Origin of the sequence: Prevotella merdae, from assembly GCF_900290275.1 — a bacterium.
GTDB classification, from domain to species: Bacteria; Bacteroidota; Bacteroidia; order Bacteroidales; family Bacteroidaceae; genus Prevotella; species Prevotella merdae.
In genome coordinates this window covers 1,120,861-1,136,421 of sequence record NZ_LT985324.1, presented here as the reverse complement: position 1 = coordinate 1,136,421, position 15,561 = coordinate 1,120,861, and the positions used below count along the sequence as shown (strand labels likewise).

Annotated in this window: 10 protein-coding genes and 1 pseudogene; 8 read left to right on the top strand and 3 right to left on the bottom strand. The window is 45.6% G+C overall.

Going from position 1 to position 15,561, the window contains the following annotated elements; all coding sequences use genetic code 11:
• Window positions 1-761 precede the first annotated feature (761 nt).
• From C9991_RS11290 to C9991_RS11260, 7 genes are all read left to right on the top strand, one after another.
• Window positions 762-1,100 carry a PadR family transcriptional regulator gene (locus C9991_RS11290; RefSeq protein ID WP_106812603.1) on the top strand — a complete coding sequence of 113 codons (339 nt, stop codon included), beginning with the start codon at window positions 762-764 and terminating at the stop codon, window positions 1,098-1,100.
• 21 nt (window positions 1,101-1,121) lie between these two features.
• Entirely contained in the window at window positions 1,122-2,978 is a 1,857-nt protein-coding gene (locus C9991_RS11285; RefSeq protein ID WP_106812602.1) for a PspC domain-containing protein, read from the top strand.
• Window positions 2,979-3,026: 48 nt separating this feature from the next.
• Window positions 3,027-5,879: an outer membrane beta-barrel protein gene (locus tag C9991_RS11280; protein ID WP_106812601.1), complete on the top strand. Its 2,853-nt coding sequence runs from the start codon at window positions 3,027-3,029 to the stop codon at window positions 5,877-5,879.
• A gap of 132 nt (window positions 5,880-6,011) precedes the next feature.
• Window positions 6,012-6,830, top strand: a complete 819-nt coding sequence (locus tag C9991_RS11275; protein ID WP_106812600.1) for a metallophosphoesterase family protein — start codon at window positions 6,012-6,014, stop codon at window positions 6,828-6,830.
• The gene (locus C9991_RS11270) at window positions 6,811-7,500 is read left to right on the top strand and encodes a hypothetical protein (RefSeq protein ID WP_106812599.1); all 690 of its coding nucleotides are present in this window, start codon (window positions 6,811-6,813) and stop codon (window positions 7,498-7,500) included. Before C9991_RS11275 ends, C9991_RS11270 begins: the two co-directional genes overlap by 20 nt.
• A 271-nt stretch (window positions 7,501-7,771) precedes the next feature.
• Window positions 7,772-8,566, top strand: a complete 795-nt coding sequence (locus C9991_RS11265; RefSeq protein ID WP_106812598.1) for a Nif3-like dinuclear metal center hexameric protein — start codon at window positions 7,772-7,774, stop codon at window positions 8,564-8,566.
• A gap of 10 nt (window positions 8,567-8,576) precedes the next feature.
• A complete protein-coding gene (locus C9991_RS11260) occupies window positions 8,577-9,431 on the top strand; it encodes a zinc ribbon domain-containing protein (protein WP_106812597.1) in 855 nt (284 codons plus the stop codon).
• A 589-nt stretch (window positions 9,432-10,020) separates the two neighbouring features.
• Here C9991_RS11260 and C9991_RS11255 read toward each other — a convergent pair.
• The 3 genes and pseudogenes from C9991_RS11255 to C9991_RS11245 form a co-directional block, all read right to left on the bottom strand.
• Window positions 10,021-11,046 carry an IS110 family RNA-guided transposase gene (locus C9991_RS11255; RefSeq protein ID WP_106810849.1) on the bottom strand — a complete coding sequence of 342 codons (1,026 nt, stop codon included), beginning with the start codon at window positions 11,044-11,046 and terminating at the stop codon, window positions 10,021-10,023.
• A 455-nt stretch (window positions 11,047-11,501) separates the two neighbouring features.
• Window positions 11,502-12,623, bottom strand: a pseudogene (locus tag C9991_RS11250) (porin).
• 22 nt (window positions 12,624-12,645) lie between these two features.
• Window positions 12,646-13,305 carry a cysteine hydrolase family protein gene (locus C9991_RS11245; RefSeq protein ID WP_106812596.1) on the bottom strand — a complete coding sequence of 220 codons (660 nt, stop codon included), beginning with the start codon at window positions 13,303-13,305 and terminating at the stop codon, window positions 12,646-12,648.
• A gap of 891 nt (window positions 13,306-14,196) precedes the next feature.
• Between C9991_RS11245 and C9991_RS11240 the strand changes: the two genes are divergently transcribed.
• A complete protein-coding gene (locus tag C9991_RS11240; RefSeq protein WP_106812595.1) occupies window positions 14,197-15,411 on the top strand; it encodes a site-specific integrase in 1,215 nt (404 codons plus the stop codon).
• Window positions 15,412-15,561: the final 150 nt, after the last annotated feature.

Below are 15,561 nucleotides of genomic sequence, written 5' to 3'. Positions count from 1 at the left end.
AGTTATTACAAAAAGGGTAATGATGTTACAAACCCCTTATTAAAGACTTTATAACTAATTAATAATCAAATAGTTATATATGTAAATAGGGGAAGCTGTAACCCTTGAAAATAAAACTGTAACAACTGTAACTGTAACGCCAGTCTATATCTACTTCTCTCTTAAGGGCTGATAATCAACGACATAGCATGTTAATAGATGTCCCAAATGTTACATCAAACCTCAGTAAAATCTCTAATTAGGCGATATAAAACCTCGGTAAAGGCTTTAAAAGCGTGCTCTTGTTGCTCTCGCAACAGAAGAACATGTTTTTTTTGAAGACATAAGAACAGAAGAACATGTTTTTTTTGAAGACATGAGAACAGAAGAACATGTTTTTTTTGAAGATATAAGAACAGAAGAACATGTTTTTTTGAAGATATGAGAACAGAAGAACATGTTTTTTAGAGGACATGAGAACAGAAGAACATGTTGAACTTATTACTCGAAAGGCCTCAAGCGAATAATCGAAAGGCTTCAGGCGAATAATCGAAAAGCCTCAAGCGAATAATCGAAAGACCTCAGGCGAATATTCTGTTCATGACAGTATAGCAGCCTGCAGAAGCCCAGCCAACTGTAAACAAAGGTTAAATGTATATAGTGCTTAAAAGATTTATAGTACTATGTATTGCATAGTACCATAATTATGCCTACTTTTGCATTATCATAAAAAATGAGAGTCGTATACATACACAAACGCATATATTTAAAACCCTAAAGCTATGAATATAGACAACGCCAAATCGCAGATGCGCAAGGGAATGCTTGAGTATTGCATAATGCTGCTGCTGCGCCATCGGGCTGCCTATGCCAGCGACATAATATCTAGCCTTAAGGAGGCAGAGCTGATAGTGGTTGAGGGCACGCTCTATCCGCTACTCACGCGCCTTAAGAAGGACGGACTGCTGGGATACGAATGGCAGGAGTCGACGCAAGGACCGCCACGCAAGTACTATTCCCTTACATCCGATGGTGAGGCTACGCTTAGCGAGCTGGACAAGGCTTGGCAGGAGATAGCCCATACCGTAAACGTATTAAAGAACATAAAACCGAAAGAATAACTCTTAAATCTGAATAAAATTATGAAGAAAAACATCAACATAAACCTCTTCGGTACGCTCTATGCCATCGACGAGGACGCCTGCACACTTCTTGAGAACTATCTCGACAACATGCGCAGCTATTTTGCCAAGCGCGACGGAGGCGACGAGATATACGACGACATAGAGCATCGTGTGGCCGAACATCTGTGGAGCTTGAAGGAGAGCGGCATGTCAGCTATCGACATCGACACCGTGAAGCAGATTATCAGTAGCATAGGCAATCCAGACGAGATGGAGAGTGGGGTAGAAGAAGCTGCCGATTCCAATACAGAAGAAACTTCTGACGCAGAAACCGACAGCGAGGATAAAGACCAAAACGAAGGCAACGGCCAAAACGAAGGCAAACGTCACGACCAAAGCGAAAGCTATTCCAATACTTCCAACGATACCGACAGCAACACCACAGCCGAAGAAACTATTGGCGGAAAATGGATTGACCGTGTGTTGCATCACTTAAGTACCCATCGTTTCTATCGCGACGGCAAGGACAAGATAGGCGGTGGGGTTATCTCCGGATTATGTCATTATTGTGGTGGTGGCGACATCGTTGTATGGCGAGTGGCTACAGTACTCTTCATTATGGCGGCATTTGCCCTTAACCAGACCTTCCACTATTATTTCTTCCGTCCATTGTTTGGTCTGCTATTCTCCGTGCCCATAATTGTCTACATTGCCCTATGGCTTGTGGCTCCTTTGGCGCGAACAACCGAGGAACGCCTCTGCATGACGGGCAAGGAGGTAACGCCCGAATCGATAAGCAAGGCCATTATTGCCGAGGCCGAAGAGCAGGTTAAACCCGCAGCAAAGCGTGGCAAGGGTGGCAGCATATTGTCGGGAATAGCCGAGATTCTGAAGTTCTGCATAAAGATAGCTGCGCTTAGCTTCTTCTCTGTAATGACAGCCTTTGCCCTTGCTTATCTCCTCTTCTCTATAGCATATTCCGTGATAGGCGATCCGTTTGTACGACTTTTCACCAACGACGAGATTACCCTGAGTGTTTTGGCATCTTTGCCTTACCTGAAAGTCTATATGATTGTGTCGGCTCTGTGTTGTTTCATAGTGATGCTTTTGCCATTGCTCTTTGTCTTCCGCTTGTTCAAGTCGGAACCCAAGCCAATGCAAACCGGCATTGTTGCAATGCTTACCGGCATTTGGATTGTGGCGATGACGTTAGGATTCATTATGTTTGTGATGATAGGCATACAGATGCGGAAGAAAAGCAGAGAATACAATAGGTTAGAAAATACGCACAATGGCATCTATATGGATTGCAACAACTGGGATTTGATTTCGCAGAATGGATGGACCATTGAAGTAGCCAAGAACTTTGGCGAGACCATTTATGGTTGGTCGGACGAAGACCCTTTGTGTATGGAAAAGAATCCTATACGTATCAGAGCTGACAAGAGCAACCAGCCTATAGAGTTTGTCATGAGCCGCAAGGAGGCAAAGGAAGAGGGCGACTATGTGCTTGAGTGTCTTTCGAGTTGTTCGGTTGTTGATGCTACGCTTAGCGTGTGGAGCGAGGGCAAGTGTCTCTCTATATTGCGTCTCGACGGTTATGGCTCTGCCTCAAACATTCCGCTCAAGGGATTGTCGTGGGCTGAAAGCCGCAAAACCCCATTAATGTGCCAGCAAAACGACAGTACCACATGGGTGGACTACGTTGCCTCGAATGCCCAAGATGACAACTGGCGTTATCTCTCTACCGTTCCATTCCATCATAAAGGCGGAATACTGGAGTATTGTCTGCGCATAGGTCAGCACGATGTCAAGGATATTGTGACCAATGGCGGATATGTGAAGATGGTGCACGAGAGCGTAAGAAAACAGTAATAGAACTTTCGCAAGTTCAGTAGTTGTAGTAGTTAAAGAATTTCTCTTATGAAAACAAAGTTTCTTTTACCGTTATTGCTTCTCCTCCGCTTTAATGTGATAGGAGGGGCAGCACAAAACGCCAAGACCGACAAGCCCAAGCGTACTGTAATGCTGGGACAGATTGTCAAGGACTCGTTTACGGGTGTGAGGCTTAAGGCTCATGTCACATTGATGCGCCAGGACAGTACGGTGGTCGACACTATTACCTGTCACGGATGGCAGGGTAACTATTTTGCACGCTTTGAAGTGGAGGCTAAGCCTGCGAAATATATTGTCAAGGCAGAGTGTGAGGGCTATGCTTCCAACTGTCAAGACTACGAGATTAAGCGCGTGGCACGCAACCGCGGCTTCAAGATGCCCGACCTTAACCTGAAGAAACTCGCCCAAAGCGACATATATAAAGAGGTGGACTTGGACGGAGTGGTGGTTACGGGCACCAAGGTGAAGTTCACCTATCGTGGCGACACAATCGTGTATAATGCCAGTGCCTTCAACGTACCCGACGGTTCTATGCTCGACGCCCTTGTGCGCCAGTTGCCTGGAGCTGAGATAAAGAGCAATGGCGACATCTACGTGAATGGCAAAAAGATTGACTACCTCACGCTCAACGGCAAGGACTTCTTCAAGGGCAACAACAAGATTATGCTCGACAATCTGCCTCACTACACGGTACAGGACCTGAAGGTATACAACAAGTCGACAGAGAAGAGCCGGCTTGTGGGTAAGGAAGTGGAGAAGAAAGACTACGTTATGGACGTGGAACTGAAGCGCGAGTACAACCGTGGATACATATCGAATGCAGAAGTGGCAGGAGGCACACGCGACCGCTATATGGCTCGTCTCTTCGGCCTCTACTACGACGACTACACCCGCTTCTCTGTCTTTGGCAACGTGAACAACGTCAACGAGAACCGCCGTCCGGGAAGAGAAGGCGACTGGAGTCCGTCGAACAGTCCGCAAGGTCAGGTTGTTACCAAGCAGGTTGGCACCAGCCTCAGCACACAGAACAAGGCAGGCAGCCTGCGCGAGCAATTCGATGCCACAGCCTCATGGAACGATGTTACCGACATCACACGCTCTTCAAGCGAACAGTTTGCCTCGGCAGGCAACATCTTCAACCGTTCTGCCTCAACCTCCGTACAGAAGGAATTTCGCCTGTATGCCAACAATCAGATAACGTATACCGATGAGAGCAAGTTCTATCTACAGTCGTCAACATCGTTCAACTATGGCGACGGTACCAACAACTCCTCTTCTGAGCGTGCCACATTCGATTCGGAAGGCAATATGACAGCAGATACCCCCACCAACCGCTCGCAGACAATAAGCCTTACAAAGTTCCGCACAACATCAATCAACGAGAACCTTATGTTTGGATTTGTCCTGCCCTGGGGCGACATGCTTGGCTTCAATCTGAACGGCAGCTACACATCCAACAAGCCTCAGGACAGTTTCAGCCTTTCTAACAACGAGTATCTGCGCGAGAACAAGAACGACCTGCGACGTGTCTATGCCGACAGCCACAACAATTCCTACAACTATGGTGCATCAGCCAATTACTCCGTTAAGCTGAATAATTGGCATGTAGGATTGAGCCAGGCATATAATCAGAGCATGACTTCTACCAACCAACTCAACTATCGTCTTGAGCGTCTTGGCGGCTTGTACAACCGTTTCGACCAGCAGCAGCTCGACCGCTTGCCATCAACTCGCGACTCCCTGCTCCTTGCTCTCGACATACAGAATAGCAAGAAATACAGTTTGCTGACACGTCAGTATAAAGGTGAGCCTACTCTGCGGTATAACCACAACAACACTTACTTCTCGTTGAAATTGCCCTACCGTCTTGTGCGCGAGCGCATCAACTACAACTGTGCCTCGGTCGACACAACGGCTGTTCGACGCAAGTGGCTTGTTGAGCCTTCGCTGTACTTCAACAAATGGAACGATAAGCTTGAATTAAATGCCAGCTATAGCCTTAACTGTAGCCAACCCAGCATGGAGTCGCTTATGCCTATAGACAACGACATCAATCCGCTTGCACGCCGCGTCAACAACCCTAATCTGAAGACATCCGTAACGCACAACATCAATAGTTATGTTAGCTTCATCTTCAAGAACAAGAGCAGTCTGTCGATTGCCGTCAATGGCTCGGTATATACCGACATGATAGGAACACGCACCACCTATAATACGCAAACAGGTGCTTACGCCTATATGAACGATAACGTGCATTCGGGCAACTGGACTCTCAATCCCTATGTTGTCTATTCTGGCAAGCTCGACAAGAAAGGACTGTTCGCTATAGAGACCCGCCTCTCGCTCGACTACACCAAAAGTACCGACTTCGATATAGCCTACGATGCCGACATCAACAACGCAGCCTCTGTATTAAGCCGTGTCTATACATCAATACTTCGCGACTATCTGAAGCTGTCGTTCCAAAAGGGAGACTTGAATGTGGCTCTCGTAGCCGACGCACAATGGCGCAACTCTACAAGCAATCGCGACAACTTCCAGACGCTTAACGCCTACGACTACAACTACGGCATGACGCTTTCCTATAAGTTGCCGCTCGGCATACAGCTTGCCACCGACCTCAAGCAATACTCCCGCCGCGGCTATGGCGACAGCTCTATGAATACCGACGACCTCGTATGGAACGCCTCGCTCGCACGCTCATTCTGCAAGGGTCGACTCACGCTTACAGCCGAAGGCTTCGACCTCTTGCACCAGCTGTCAAACACCACATATACGGTAAATGCGCAAGGACGCACAGAGGTGTGGCGCAACACAATACCAAACTACGTGATGATGCACGTGGCGTATAAACTGACGAAAATGCCTAAGAAGAAATAAAAAGCCTACAAAAAGCCCTACCACCAAACGCTTCCCAATTGGAAGCTTGGGGGTAGGGTATAATCTTAGGATGCAAAAAAAGAAGGTGCAGTATTTGTCTCTATCATGGTTTTTGTATATCTTTGCAAAGATATGAGACTTTATACCATAAAACAGACAATACTTGGCCTGACGGCAGCCTTGCTGTTGTCGGGCTGTGGCGCCTTCGACATCCATCCTTACGATGTTGATGTTAAGGGGACTACAAGCATAAACAGCCGCAACATTCAGCAGATAGAACAGGCAACGCAAGGCAAGGACACCTTGCGTTTTGCCTGCATAAGCGACACGCATCAATGGTACACAGACATGCGCGACGCCCTGAACGACATAAACCGACGCAAGGACTCGATAGACTTTGTGGTGCATTGTGGCGACCTTACAGACACGGGCACCAACAAGGAGTTTGAATGGTGCGACAGGGTTATGGGCAATCTGCAGTTGCCTTATGTTGCCATGATAGGCAACCACGACTTTCTGGGCACGGGCGAGGAATATTATGTAAAGAAGTATGGCACGAAGAACCTTAGCATGATAGCCGGAAGGGTGAAGTTTGTGTTTCTTAACACCAACGCCACGGAGTACGACCATGTGGCTTCTGTGCCCGACCTCAACTACATACGGCAGCAGGCTGAGGAAGACACGGACAAGTTTGACCGCACAATTGTGCTGATGCACGCGCGTCCGTACAGCGACCAGTTTAACAACAACATAGCGGAGCCATTCGAGTATTATCTTCAGAATTTTCTGAAACCGATGTGCTGCATCAACGGTCACGACCATTCCACAAAGATAGACGACATCTTTAATGACGGCCTTATTTATTACGGTTTGCCGAGTGTTGTCAAGCGCAAGTACTTAATATTCACCATAACACCAAACAGCTACCGTTATGAAATCGTTGATTTTTAGTCTTCTGATGCTTGTGTGCAGCTTGGGAGCCAACGCACAACAAGTACGTCCGCACGAGTGGCTACGACAGATAAGGGATTCGGTAAACCGCGACACCTCGCTCACGAGTTATGAGAAGAAGGTGATAAAGAGATATCTGCGCTGGTCGAGACTAATACCATCGCAAACAATATTGCAGACAGCCGGCAACATGGGTGCCGTGTCGGTAGGACTGGGATGGGACTACGGAAAGCGTGAACAATGGGAGACGCATCTGCTTATAGGTTACATTCCGAAGCACGACGCATCTACCAGCAAGCTTACGATGACGCTTAAGGAGACATTCCGCCCATGGCAACTAAAGGCTTATAGAGACTTGTACTTTGAGCCACTAACTACGGGCATTTATCTCAACACGGTATTTGGCGACGAGTTTTGGGGTTCGCAGCCCGACCGTTATCCCAAGAGCTACTACGACTTCCTATCCACCAAGGTAAGGATAAACGTGTTTGTAGGTCAGCAGATAACGTGGAACATTCCGCATGAGATGCAACGCAAGCGCAAGAGCATAACCCTATTCTACGAGGTGAGCACATGCGACTTGTATCTGCGAACATATTTCACGGAGAAATATATCCGACTGAGCGACATATTAGGATTGTCGTTGGGCGTAAAGATGAAGTTTATGTAGATCAAATATCCTAACCTTGGTGGTTAGGGTAATGTGAAAATGAAATGGGAAAAAAGGTAATTGGCTGGCATGATAATAACTACAATATTATATAGAAGTATGCCAGCCTTGACCTTATGGATGCAAAGATACAATTTTATTATGTAACATCGTGCCTTTTTTAACGGTCAAACTCGTTAAAATATACTAATTGTATGGAGTATTGTGTTTAAATCACCCTAAAAATACGTAACTTTGCAATTGATTATATTTTATCTATATTTTTAAAAGGCTGAAAAGCGTGAAAATAAAGGAAGTTATTGAAGCCCTTGAACGTTTCGCGCCTCTGCCCTTGCAGGAAAGTTGGGATAATGCTGGCTTGCAAGTTGGACTGACAGAGGCGGAAGTATCAGGGGCATTATTGTGTCTGGACGTTACCGAACAGATTGTGGACGAGGCCATAAATAAGGGCTGCAACCTTATTGTCTCGCACCATCCGCTAATATTCCGTAAGCTTGCCCGCATCTGCGGCGAGGACTATGTGCAGCGAGCTGTGATGAAGGCTCTGACAAACGGCATCGTCATCGTTTCGCTTCATACCAATATGGACAACGCCATGGGTGGCGTAAACTTTAAGATAGCCCAGAAGATGGGACTTGAAGACGTGCGCTTTATGCAAGCCAAGCAGATGAATGGCGTTGAGTATGGATCGGGGGTTATGGGCAGCTTTGCCGAACCACTTGCCGCCGACGACTTTGTGATAATGCTAAAGCGAGAGTTTGGCGTAGAGTGTGTTCAGACCAACCAATTGTTGCGCCGACCTATAAAGACTGTGGCAATATGCGGTGGCGCGGGTGCATTCCTCCTTGATGATGCTGTGGCATTGGGCTGCGACGCCTTTGTAACGGGCGAGATGCATTACCACGAGTTCTTTGGCCGAGAACAGCAGATACAGATAGCCGTTATAGGCCACTACCAAAGCGAGCAGTATACAAGCGAGATATTCAGAGACATTATCGAGCGCGACTGCCCCGGCGTTAAGTGCATTATTGCCGAAACGTGTACCAATCCGATATATTATTTATAAAAACAATACTATGGCAAAAAAGGAATCAGAAATTTCTGTAGAGGAGAAGTTGAGCACCCTCTACCAGCTTCAGACCACTCTTTCGTCTATTGACGAGAAACGTGCTTTGCGTGGCGAACTACCTCTTGAGGTACAGGACCTTGAGGACGAGATTGCCGGCCTGAAGACTCGTATCGAGAAGATTGAGAACGACATCAACGACTTCCAGCAGGCTGTTGTACAGAAGCAGGCTGAAATACAGGAGGCTGAGGAGAGCGTAGAACGCTATAAGAAGCAGCTCGACGAGGTGCGCAACAATCGCGAGTACGACACACTTACCAAGGAGATTGAGTTCCAGAGCCTTGAGATAGAGCTTTGCAACAAGAAGATTCGTGAGGCTAATGTTAAGGTTGAGGACAAGAAGCGCGAACTGGCACGTACCAACGACCTTGTTGCCGACCGTCAGCAGGCTCTTGAGGAGAAGAAGAACGAGTTGGACGAGATTATGATGGAAACCCGCGAGGAGGAGCAGGTGCTTAAGGCTAAGGCCGAAGAGCTGGAGACCAAGATTGAGCCACGTTTGCTCTCAAGCTTCAAGCGCATCCGCAAGAATGCACGCAACGGTTTGGGCATCGTGTATGTACAGCGCGACGCATGCGGTGGCTGCTTTAACAAGATTCCGCCACAGCGTCAGCTCGACATCAAGATGCACAAGAAGATTATCGTTTGCGAGTATTGCGGACGTATCATGATCGACCCTGAATTGGCTGGCGTTAAGACTGTAGTTGAGGAGACTGTTGAGGACAAGCCAAAGCGCAAGCGTGCAACTACACGCAAGACAGCCGCTTCGAAGAAGTCGGAGGAGTCGGAAACTAAGTTGAGCTAATCAATTTTTAGCAATTTATTTTTGGTTCTTCCGATATTTGGAGTGATACAAACTGGAGTTTATCGTGGAGGTTAGCGTCTTGATGTTCGTATAATGGACGTATAATTTATAGCTCGTATAATGAACGTATAATTTTACTTGTAGTTCTTTTGTATGTAGTTCCCACAGAATGCACAGACCACACAGAAGCCTACGGGCCTAAGCTTTTCGAATCCACAGAATGGCCTACGCTTCGCGATGCAAGAATCCACAGAAATGAATGCTTGCGCCGCCATAGGCAGCAAACCATGCTTAACCTCGGCGACGCTACACAAGCAATCAATTCTGTGGATTCTGTCGTATGACGCACAGCGCCTATACGCTCTGTGGATTCCCAAACCTTAATCCCGTAGGCTTCTGTGTGGTCTGCTTTCTATGTTAAAATCCAAATGTTTTGACCATTATTTTCATTTTAAGCTGAGATTTTATATTCTGGGGTATAAAGCTGGCGGTTTCTGGCCATGGCAGTGACCAAATGCACGAGTTTGTTCTTCACATTGTNTTCTGCTTTCTATGTTAAAATCCAAATGTTTTGACCATTATTTTCATTTTAAGCTGAGATTTTATATTCTGGGGTATAAAGCTGGCGGTTTCTGGCCATGGCAGTGACCAAATGCACGAGTTTGTTCTTCACATTGTTCAGTGCAACCTGCTTCTTCTTTCCACGTTCCACAAGACGCATATAGTACCTTGCAATAACAGGATTGAAGTTCACGGCAGCCAGTGCAGCCTGCGTCAGCATGGACTTTATCTGACGGTTCGCCATATAGTGCACACGAGGATCTGAATGCACGCTGGTGCCCGAATCCTTGCCGAATGGGGCTATGCCGTAGTAGCAGGCAATCTTCCTTGAATCGTAGTTGAAACGACGGAAGTTGTCGGTGTATACCATCAGACAGACAGCATTCTGCGTTCCTATACCAGGCACCGAGGTCACGATGGTGAACACCTCGGTGAGTTCCTCGTCTGACTTGATGAGCTCGGCGATTCGCTTGTCTATTTTCTCTACTTCCTTGTTGAGTTCAGACACGATATGCCTTCCGCTCTGCGAGATCATTGTCTTGACAGGAGACTTCTCCATTGTGAGTTTCTTCTCGCCTCTGCGCACTTGAAAGCTGCATCTGTGTCTTATAACCATCTGACGATACAGAAACAGTTCGCGCAGTTGTGCAAGTGACTCGCTAAGTGGCTCGTACATAATGGCTCTGTCGTAATTCCTCATTGCGTATTCGGCAATCATCGAGGCGTCGGCGCGGTCCGACTTCAATCGTCTGAGACCTGATGCATCCTTGATGCTCTTGGCATTCTCAAGCCACATGTCGTAGCCTTTACCATAGAGAAAGTTGCACAGTCCCTTGCTGTAGTCGCCCGTATTCTCTCCACAGAAGAGCCACAGGGAAGAGTCGATGCCGTAGGAATTCTGCTCCACCCACTTGACCAGTTGCTTGTAGCCAGACACAGTTGTCTTGAACTCGTTAAACATTCGTGCAGCTGTTTCTGTCAGTCCATCTGCAAAAATGATAGCCACATCAACTTTTTCTTTCGAAAAATCAACTCCAATAAATAAATTCTTCATATCTTTGTACGATTTTAGTTATGTAGAATTGGTCAATAGTTGTATGGACTAACACTCTAACAAGGCTCAGAGCCGATAACTTTCTATCTGGTCTTTGCAACTATGTCGATGAGGTCCGAAACAGAACATAGTCTTCAGACTTGTGCGATCTTTGGTTTACCTCTTCGACAGACCGATTCTACCTTTTTACAACAAAGGTACGAAACTGTCTTTAGCAATCATAGTTTTACCTTGATTATTTAGCCTAATTGCTTTCTTCTGCAAACTTAGAGTGCGTTCTGTGGGAACTACAAGCAAAGGAGATACAAGTACAAGAGCTTCTCCCCGATAAACTGCAATTTACACTTCTATCACTCCAAATTCCGGATGAACCATTATAAAGACAAAAAGAGTAGCAGGTACGGCAATATGTTGCAGTACCTGCTACTTTCTGTTCGGGGCTCTCTCAATCCAATTTAAAACTTTATAGAAAGTTCGGTATTAACAAGGCTATAGTTGTGCTTGCTAAGGCTGCGGTCGTTTACCAAGGCGTATTCTGCCGACAGTCTTAAGTTTTTGGCCAGATAGTAATCGGCTCCAGCCTCGTAGAATGTTTTTGCCGAATTCCATTTGCCATTATTTCGATACAAGTCGTATCGAGCCTTAATGTTCACTTTGCTCTTTACCACAGGCACAATGCCAAGAGCGTAGAAACCATCGGCCTTGCTGCCAATAGCCGACAAGTTGCAATCCGACGCGCTTGCGTCATTAGTGTCGGTCATAGTCTTGGCAAAGGCTTTGCCCGTAGAATGAACGTATTCGGAACGGAAGGTAAATCCGTTAGAAGCATACTCGCCACTAATGGCGTATCGATGCTGAGGCAAACTTCTTACTCCACTTCGGCTTTCGCCCGACTGTTCGTCTGTCCAATTGCCTTTTCTAGCATAAGAGCCTTCCCAACCAGAGACGCCAATTCGCATACCCTCAATAGGCATTACCCAAAAACTGGCCACAACATTCTTTCTTTGGTCCACATCCTTCAGATTTATTCCTTGTCCATTGACAACACTCACGGCATAATGAAGGAGATTTCGCCCGTTGGCATTCTTCAAGAAGTCGCCTTGAGCCATTATACCAATATCACGACCATTGCTTGAATGCATACCCGAACGGTCGCTGTATCACGTCAGTTTAAGCACAGCCTGACCGTTGTCCATGAATTCCACATCCACAGGATGTATAGGACTCTCGAATGTGAACGGCACCTGGAATTCGCCAAGCCGTAAATTGAAAGCCTTGTATTTTTGCCATTCAACAAACAAGTCGACAAGGCGTGGCGAGCTGGCAAGGGTGGATGTGTTGCCCGTTATCTGTATCTGTGTTTTCCAATAGAAGTCGCCTGCTACTTTGCCGTCTAAAGCCACTCTTGCCATCCTTAGATTAAAGCTGTTGGCCTCATTGTCTTTGGGGTTCGACCATTGGTATTGAGCTATTGCGAAGCCCGATACCTTGACGTTGTCGAACCAAGTTGCCTTTTGGGCAAATAAAGAGAGCGAATACATAGCCGTAAGCATGGCACATAAACGTAGTCTTCTCATATTAGCTATCTTTTTTTTAGATTTACTTGTATTCCTTTTCTACTTCATCCAAAGAGATGCACTTGATGCCCATATTCTGCATATCGAACACATTGGCAGCAGCAACCTCGGGAGTTTTGGCCGAGCATGCATCTGTACAAACAACAGTCTCGTAATCGTAGCTCATGGCGTCGTTGGCTGTACCTCTTACACAGTTAGGATACTGTGTGCCTGCCAATACAACCGTCTTGACGCCCATACGTCTTAACATAAGGTCGAGATTGGTGTTGAAGAAGGCAGAGTTTCTGTACTTTGGCGACATGATGTCTTCTTTCTCGGGCTTAAGTCCATCTACCAAAGCTCCGCCCCATGTGCCAGGAACGCAATAGCCAGTTTTGCCGTCAACAAAGAGCGGAATACGTGGAGCATCAACGTCAACACCCGAAGGTCTGTGGTCGCGTGTAATCCAAACCACTTTCCAGTTCTTGCTTCTGCCATAAGCAATAAGCTTGTTGATTGCCGGAATAGTAGCCTTAGCTCCTGCTACGCACAACTTGCCATTAGGGTCAACAAAGTCGTTCTGCATGTCGATAATAAGAATTGCTACATCGTGCTTTTCAACCTTAGATGTAGGATACTCGCTCTGTGCGTTGGATGTAAGTATAGACATTGCCAACATTACCATCAATACAATCTTTTTCATAGCTTTAATTATTAAATTAATACATATTGTTATCTTATGGGTGCAAAGGTAGATAATATGTCGCTATATGCAAATAATTAATAGCACAATGTATTGATAAATTATTTATACTTGCATATGGTGTTTATATATTGAATAAAAGTATCGAATTGAAAGTAAATGTATTTATTTTGATTGCAGATTATTATATTTGCTTATTCTGATGCATCATAACGTTTTTTCATGCCTTAATATCTGACAAGTGAGGTAAACAAACCAAAATATTCTTTTAGGTAAAATAAAAAGCCTGTCGACAATTTCTGTCATTTCTACGCTTGCTTCATGGCTACCTTTATGCATGTGGGTTGACTGTGCAGATGCAGCAGTTGAAATCAGATTGAGAATCAATAAAAGCGAAACAAATATTCTTGATATTTCATTACCCTTTCTATTGATAATTAAAGCTTCGGCTTTGGGATTTTGGAAATAATGAAGAAACTCTCGTATGTAATTATTTAGAGTTCTTGTTATTCCGTTTGCCCTTCAGCCTCTGCTTTCATTGTAGACATGTGCAAGATGTGTACCAGTTTGTTCAGTCCAGCTGGCTATGGTTTGCATAATGCCACTCATCGTAATGTCCTACAGCCTTATGGCTTCTGCCAATTGCTCAAGTGCCAGTTTTAGGATAGAGCGTGGTTGGTTATGGCACACACGCAAGAGTCTGACCACACGTTCTCTGCCGACGACTTGGTGAAGAGGGCCATAAGCAGAGCCGGGGCTGCCAATGTTGTAAGGAGTGTGTAGGTGATGTGTTTTTATACGATAAAGATTACCTCCTGCTTTTTTCGAGGCCAAAGGTAATCATAATTAATGGAAAAAAAGTAAGTTATATTTTATTTTTTTTAAAGATTTATGGCAACAATAAAACTCAAATTTCGTCCCTCGTCTGTACCAGAAGCAGAGGGTACATTATACTATCAGGTGATACACAAACGCAAGGTGAAATGGATTAGTACTGAGCACCACATTTATGCCAACGAGTGGGATGAGAATACGGAGACTATCGTGGTGGCAGCAGGGAGCGAACGGAAGGCTGTATTGGCTCTGATGCAATGTAAAATCGACTGGGCTTTAAAGCGTTGGCATACTATCCTTGACACGATGGAACGCAACCACAAGGATTATACAGTAGAAGAGTTATGCGATGCCTTCAGCAAGGAACAGACGTATAAGACTGTGTTTGTGTTCTTGCAGGAGCAAGTGACCAAGAAAGAGCAAATGAAGCGACAAGGCACAGCCCGTACATACGGAAATGCCTATCGACGTTTCAAGGCATTCCGTGAGAATGTAGATTTGACATTCGATGAACTTACACCTGATATGATAGAGTGTTACGAGGCTTGGCTTATAGACAAGCGATTGAAGCAGAACAGCATCCGCTGCTATCTGCGCACACTCAACACTCTGTTGTGCAAGGCGGTAGAAGAAGGTCTGTTGAACAACACGAATCTGTTCTGCCATGTGCGTCTGTCATACGTCAAGACAACCAAACGTGCAATCAGCGAGAAGGAACTGAAAGTGATAGCTAACCTTGAACTGCCAGAAAACTCTACAATGGCCCTTGCCCGTGACATCTTTATGTTCAGTTTCTATATGCGTGGAATGCCATTCGTGGATATTGCCTATCTGCGAAAGACAGACTTGAAGAACGGCATGTGGACATATTGCCGTAGGAAGACAAACCAATGTCTGATGGTGGAATGGGAAAAGGCGCAACAGAAAATACTGGACCGCTATGCCCATCAAATGGAAAACAGATCGTATCTACTTCCTATTATAAAGGAGGAGGATGGCACAGAATATAAGCAATACCAACGTATGCAGATAAACATAAACCGTGCATTGAAGAAGATTGGGGAAATGGCGGAGTTGAAAATGCCGCTTACCACTTATGTCGCACGTCACACTTGGGCAAGCGTGGCCAGAGATATGAACATACCCATTGCTGTCATCAGTGAGGGAATGGGACATAATTCCATAAAGACGACACAGGTGTATCTGAACTCCATCGATATATCAAGAATCAACGAGGCGAATAAGAGGATTATAAAGAGGATTGGAGGTTGAGGAATGGTAATGTGGTTCATAAATCATGCATGGAAAATTGCATTCGAAGAGAATGAGCCCGAATAAAAAGTGCGAGGATTTCAACAGAAATGGCAAAAATGCCCAGTTTTTTGATGAAATGCCCATTATTCCGTAGCAAAACTACGGAAT

What these genes read in the sequence shown, in the direction of transcription:
- C9991_RS11285 (WP_106812602.1), top strand. Translation starts at nt 1,122, where the DNA reads ATGAAGAAAAACATCAACATAAACCTCTTCGGTACGCTCTATGCCATC.
- C9991_RS11290 (WP_106812603.1), top strand. Translation starts at nt 762, where the DNA reads ATGAATATAGACAACGCCAAATCGCAGATGCGCAAGGGAATGCTTGAG.
- C9991_RS11255 (WP_106810849.1), bottom strand. Translation starts at nt 11,046, where the DNA reads ATGAAGAATTTATTTATTGGAGTTGATTTTTCGAAAGAAAAAGTTGAT.
- C9991_RS11260 (WP_106812597.1), top strand. Translation starts at nt 8,577, where the DNA reads ATGGCAAAAAAGGAATCAGAAATTTCTGTAGAGGAGAAGTTGAGCACC.
- C9991_RS11270 (WP_106812599.1), top strand. Translation starts at nt 6,811, where the DNA reads ATGAAATCGTTGATTTTTAGTCTTCTGATGCTTGTGTGCAGCTTGGGA.
- C9991_RS11245 (WP_106812596.1), bottom strand. Translation starts at nt 13,305, where the DNA reads ATGAAAAAGATTGTATTGATGGTAATGTTGGCAATGTCTATACTTACA.
- C9991_RS11280 (WP_106812601.1), top strand. Translation starts at nt 3,027, where the DNA reads ATGAAAACAAAGTTTCTTTTACCGTTATTGCTTCTCCTCCGCTTTAAT.
- C9991_RS11275 (WP_106812600.1), top strand. Translation starts at nt 6,012, where the DNA reads ATGAGACTTTATACCATAAAACAGACAATACTTGGCCTGACGGCAGCC.
- C9991_RS11240 (WP_106812595.1), top strand. Translation starts at nt 14,197, where the DNA reads ATGGCAACAATAAAACTCAAATTTCGTCCCTCGTCTGTACCAGAAGCA.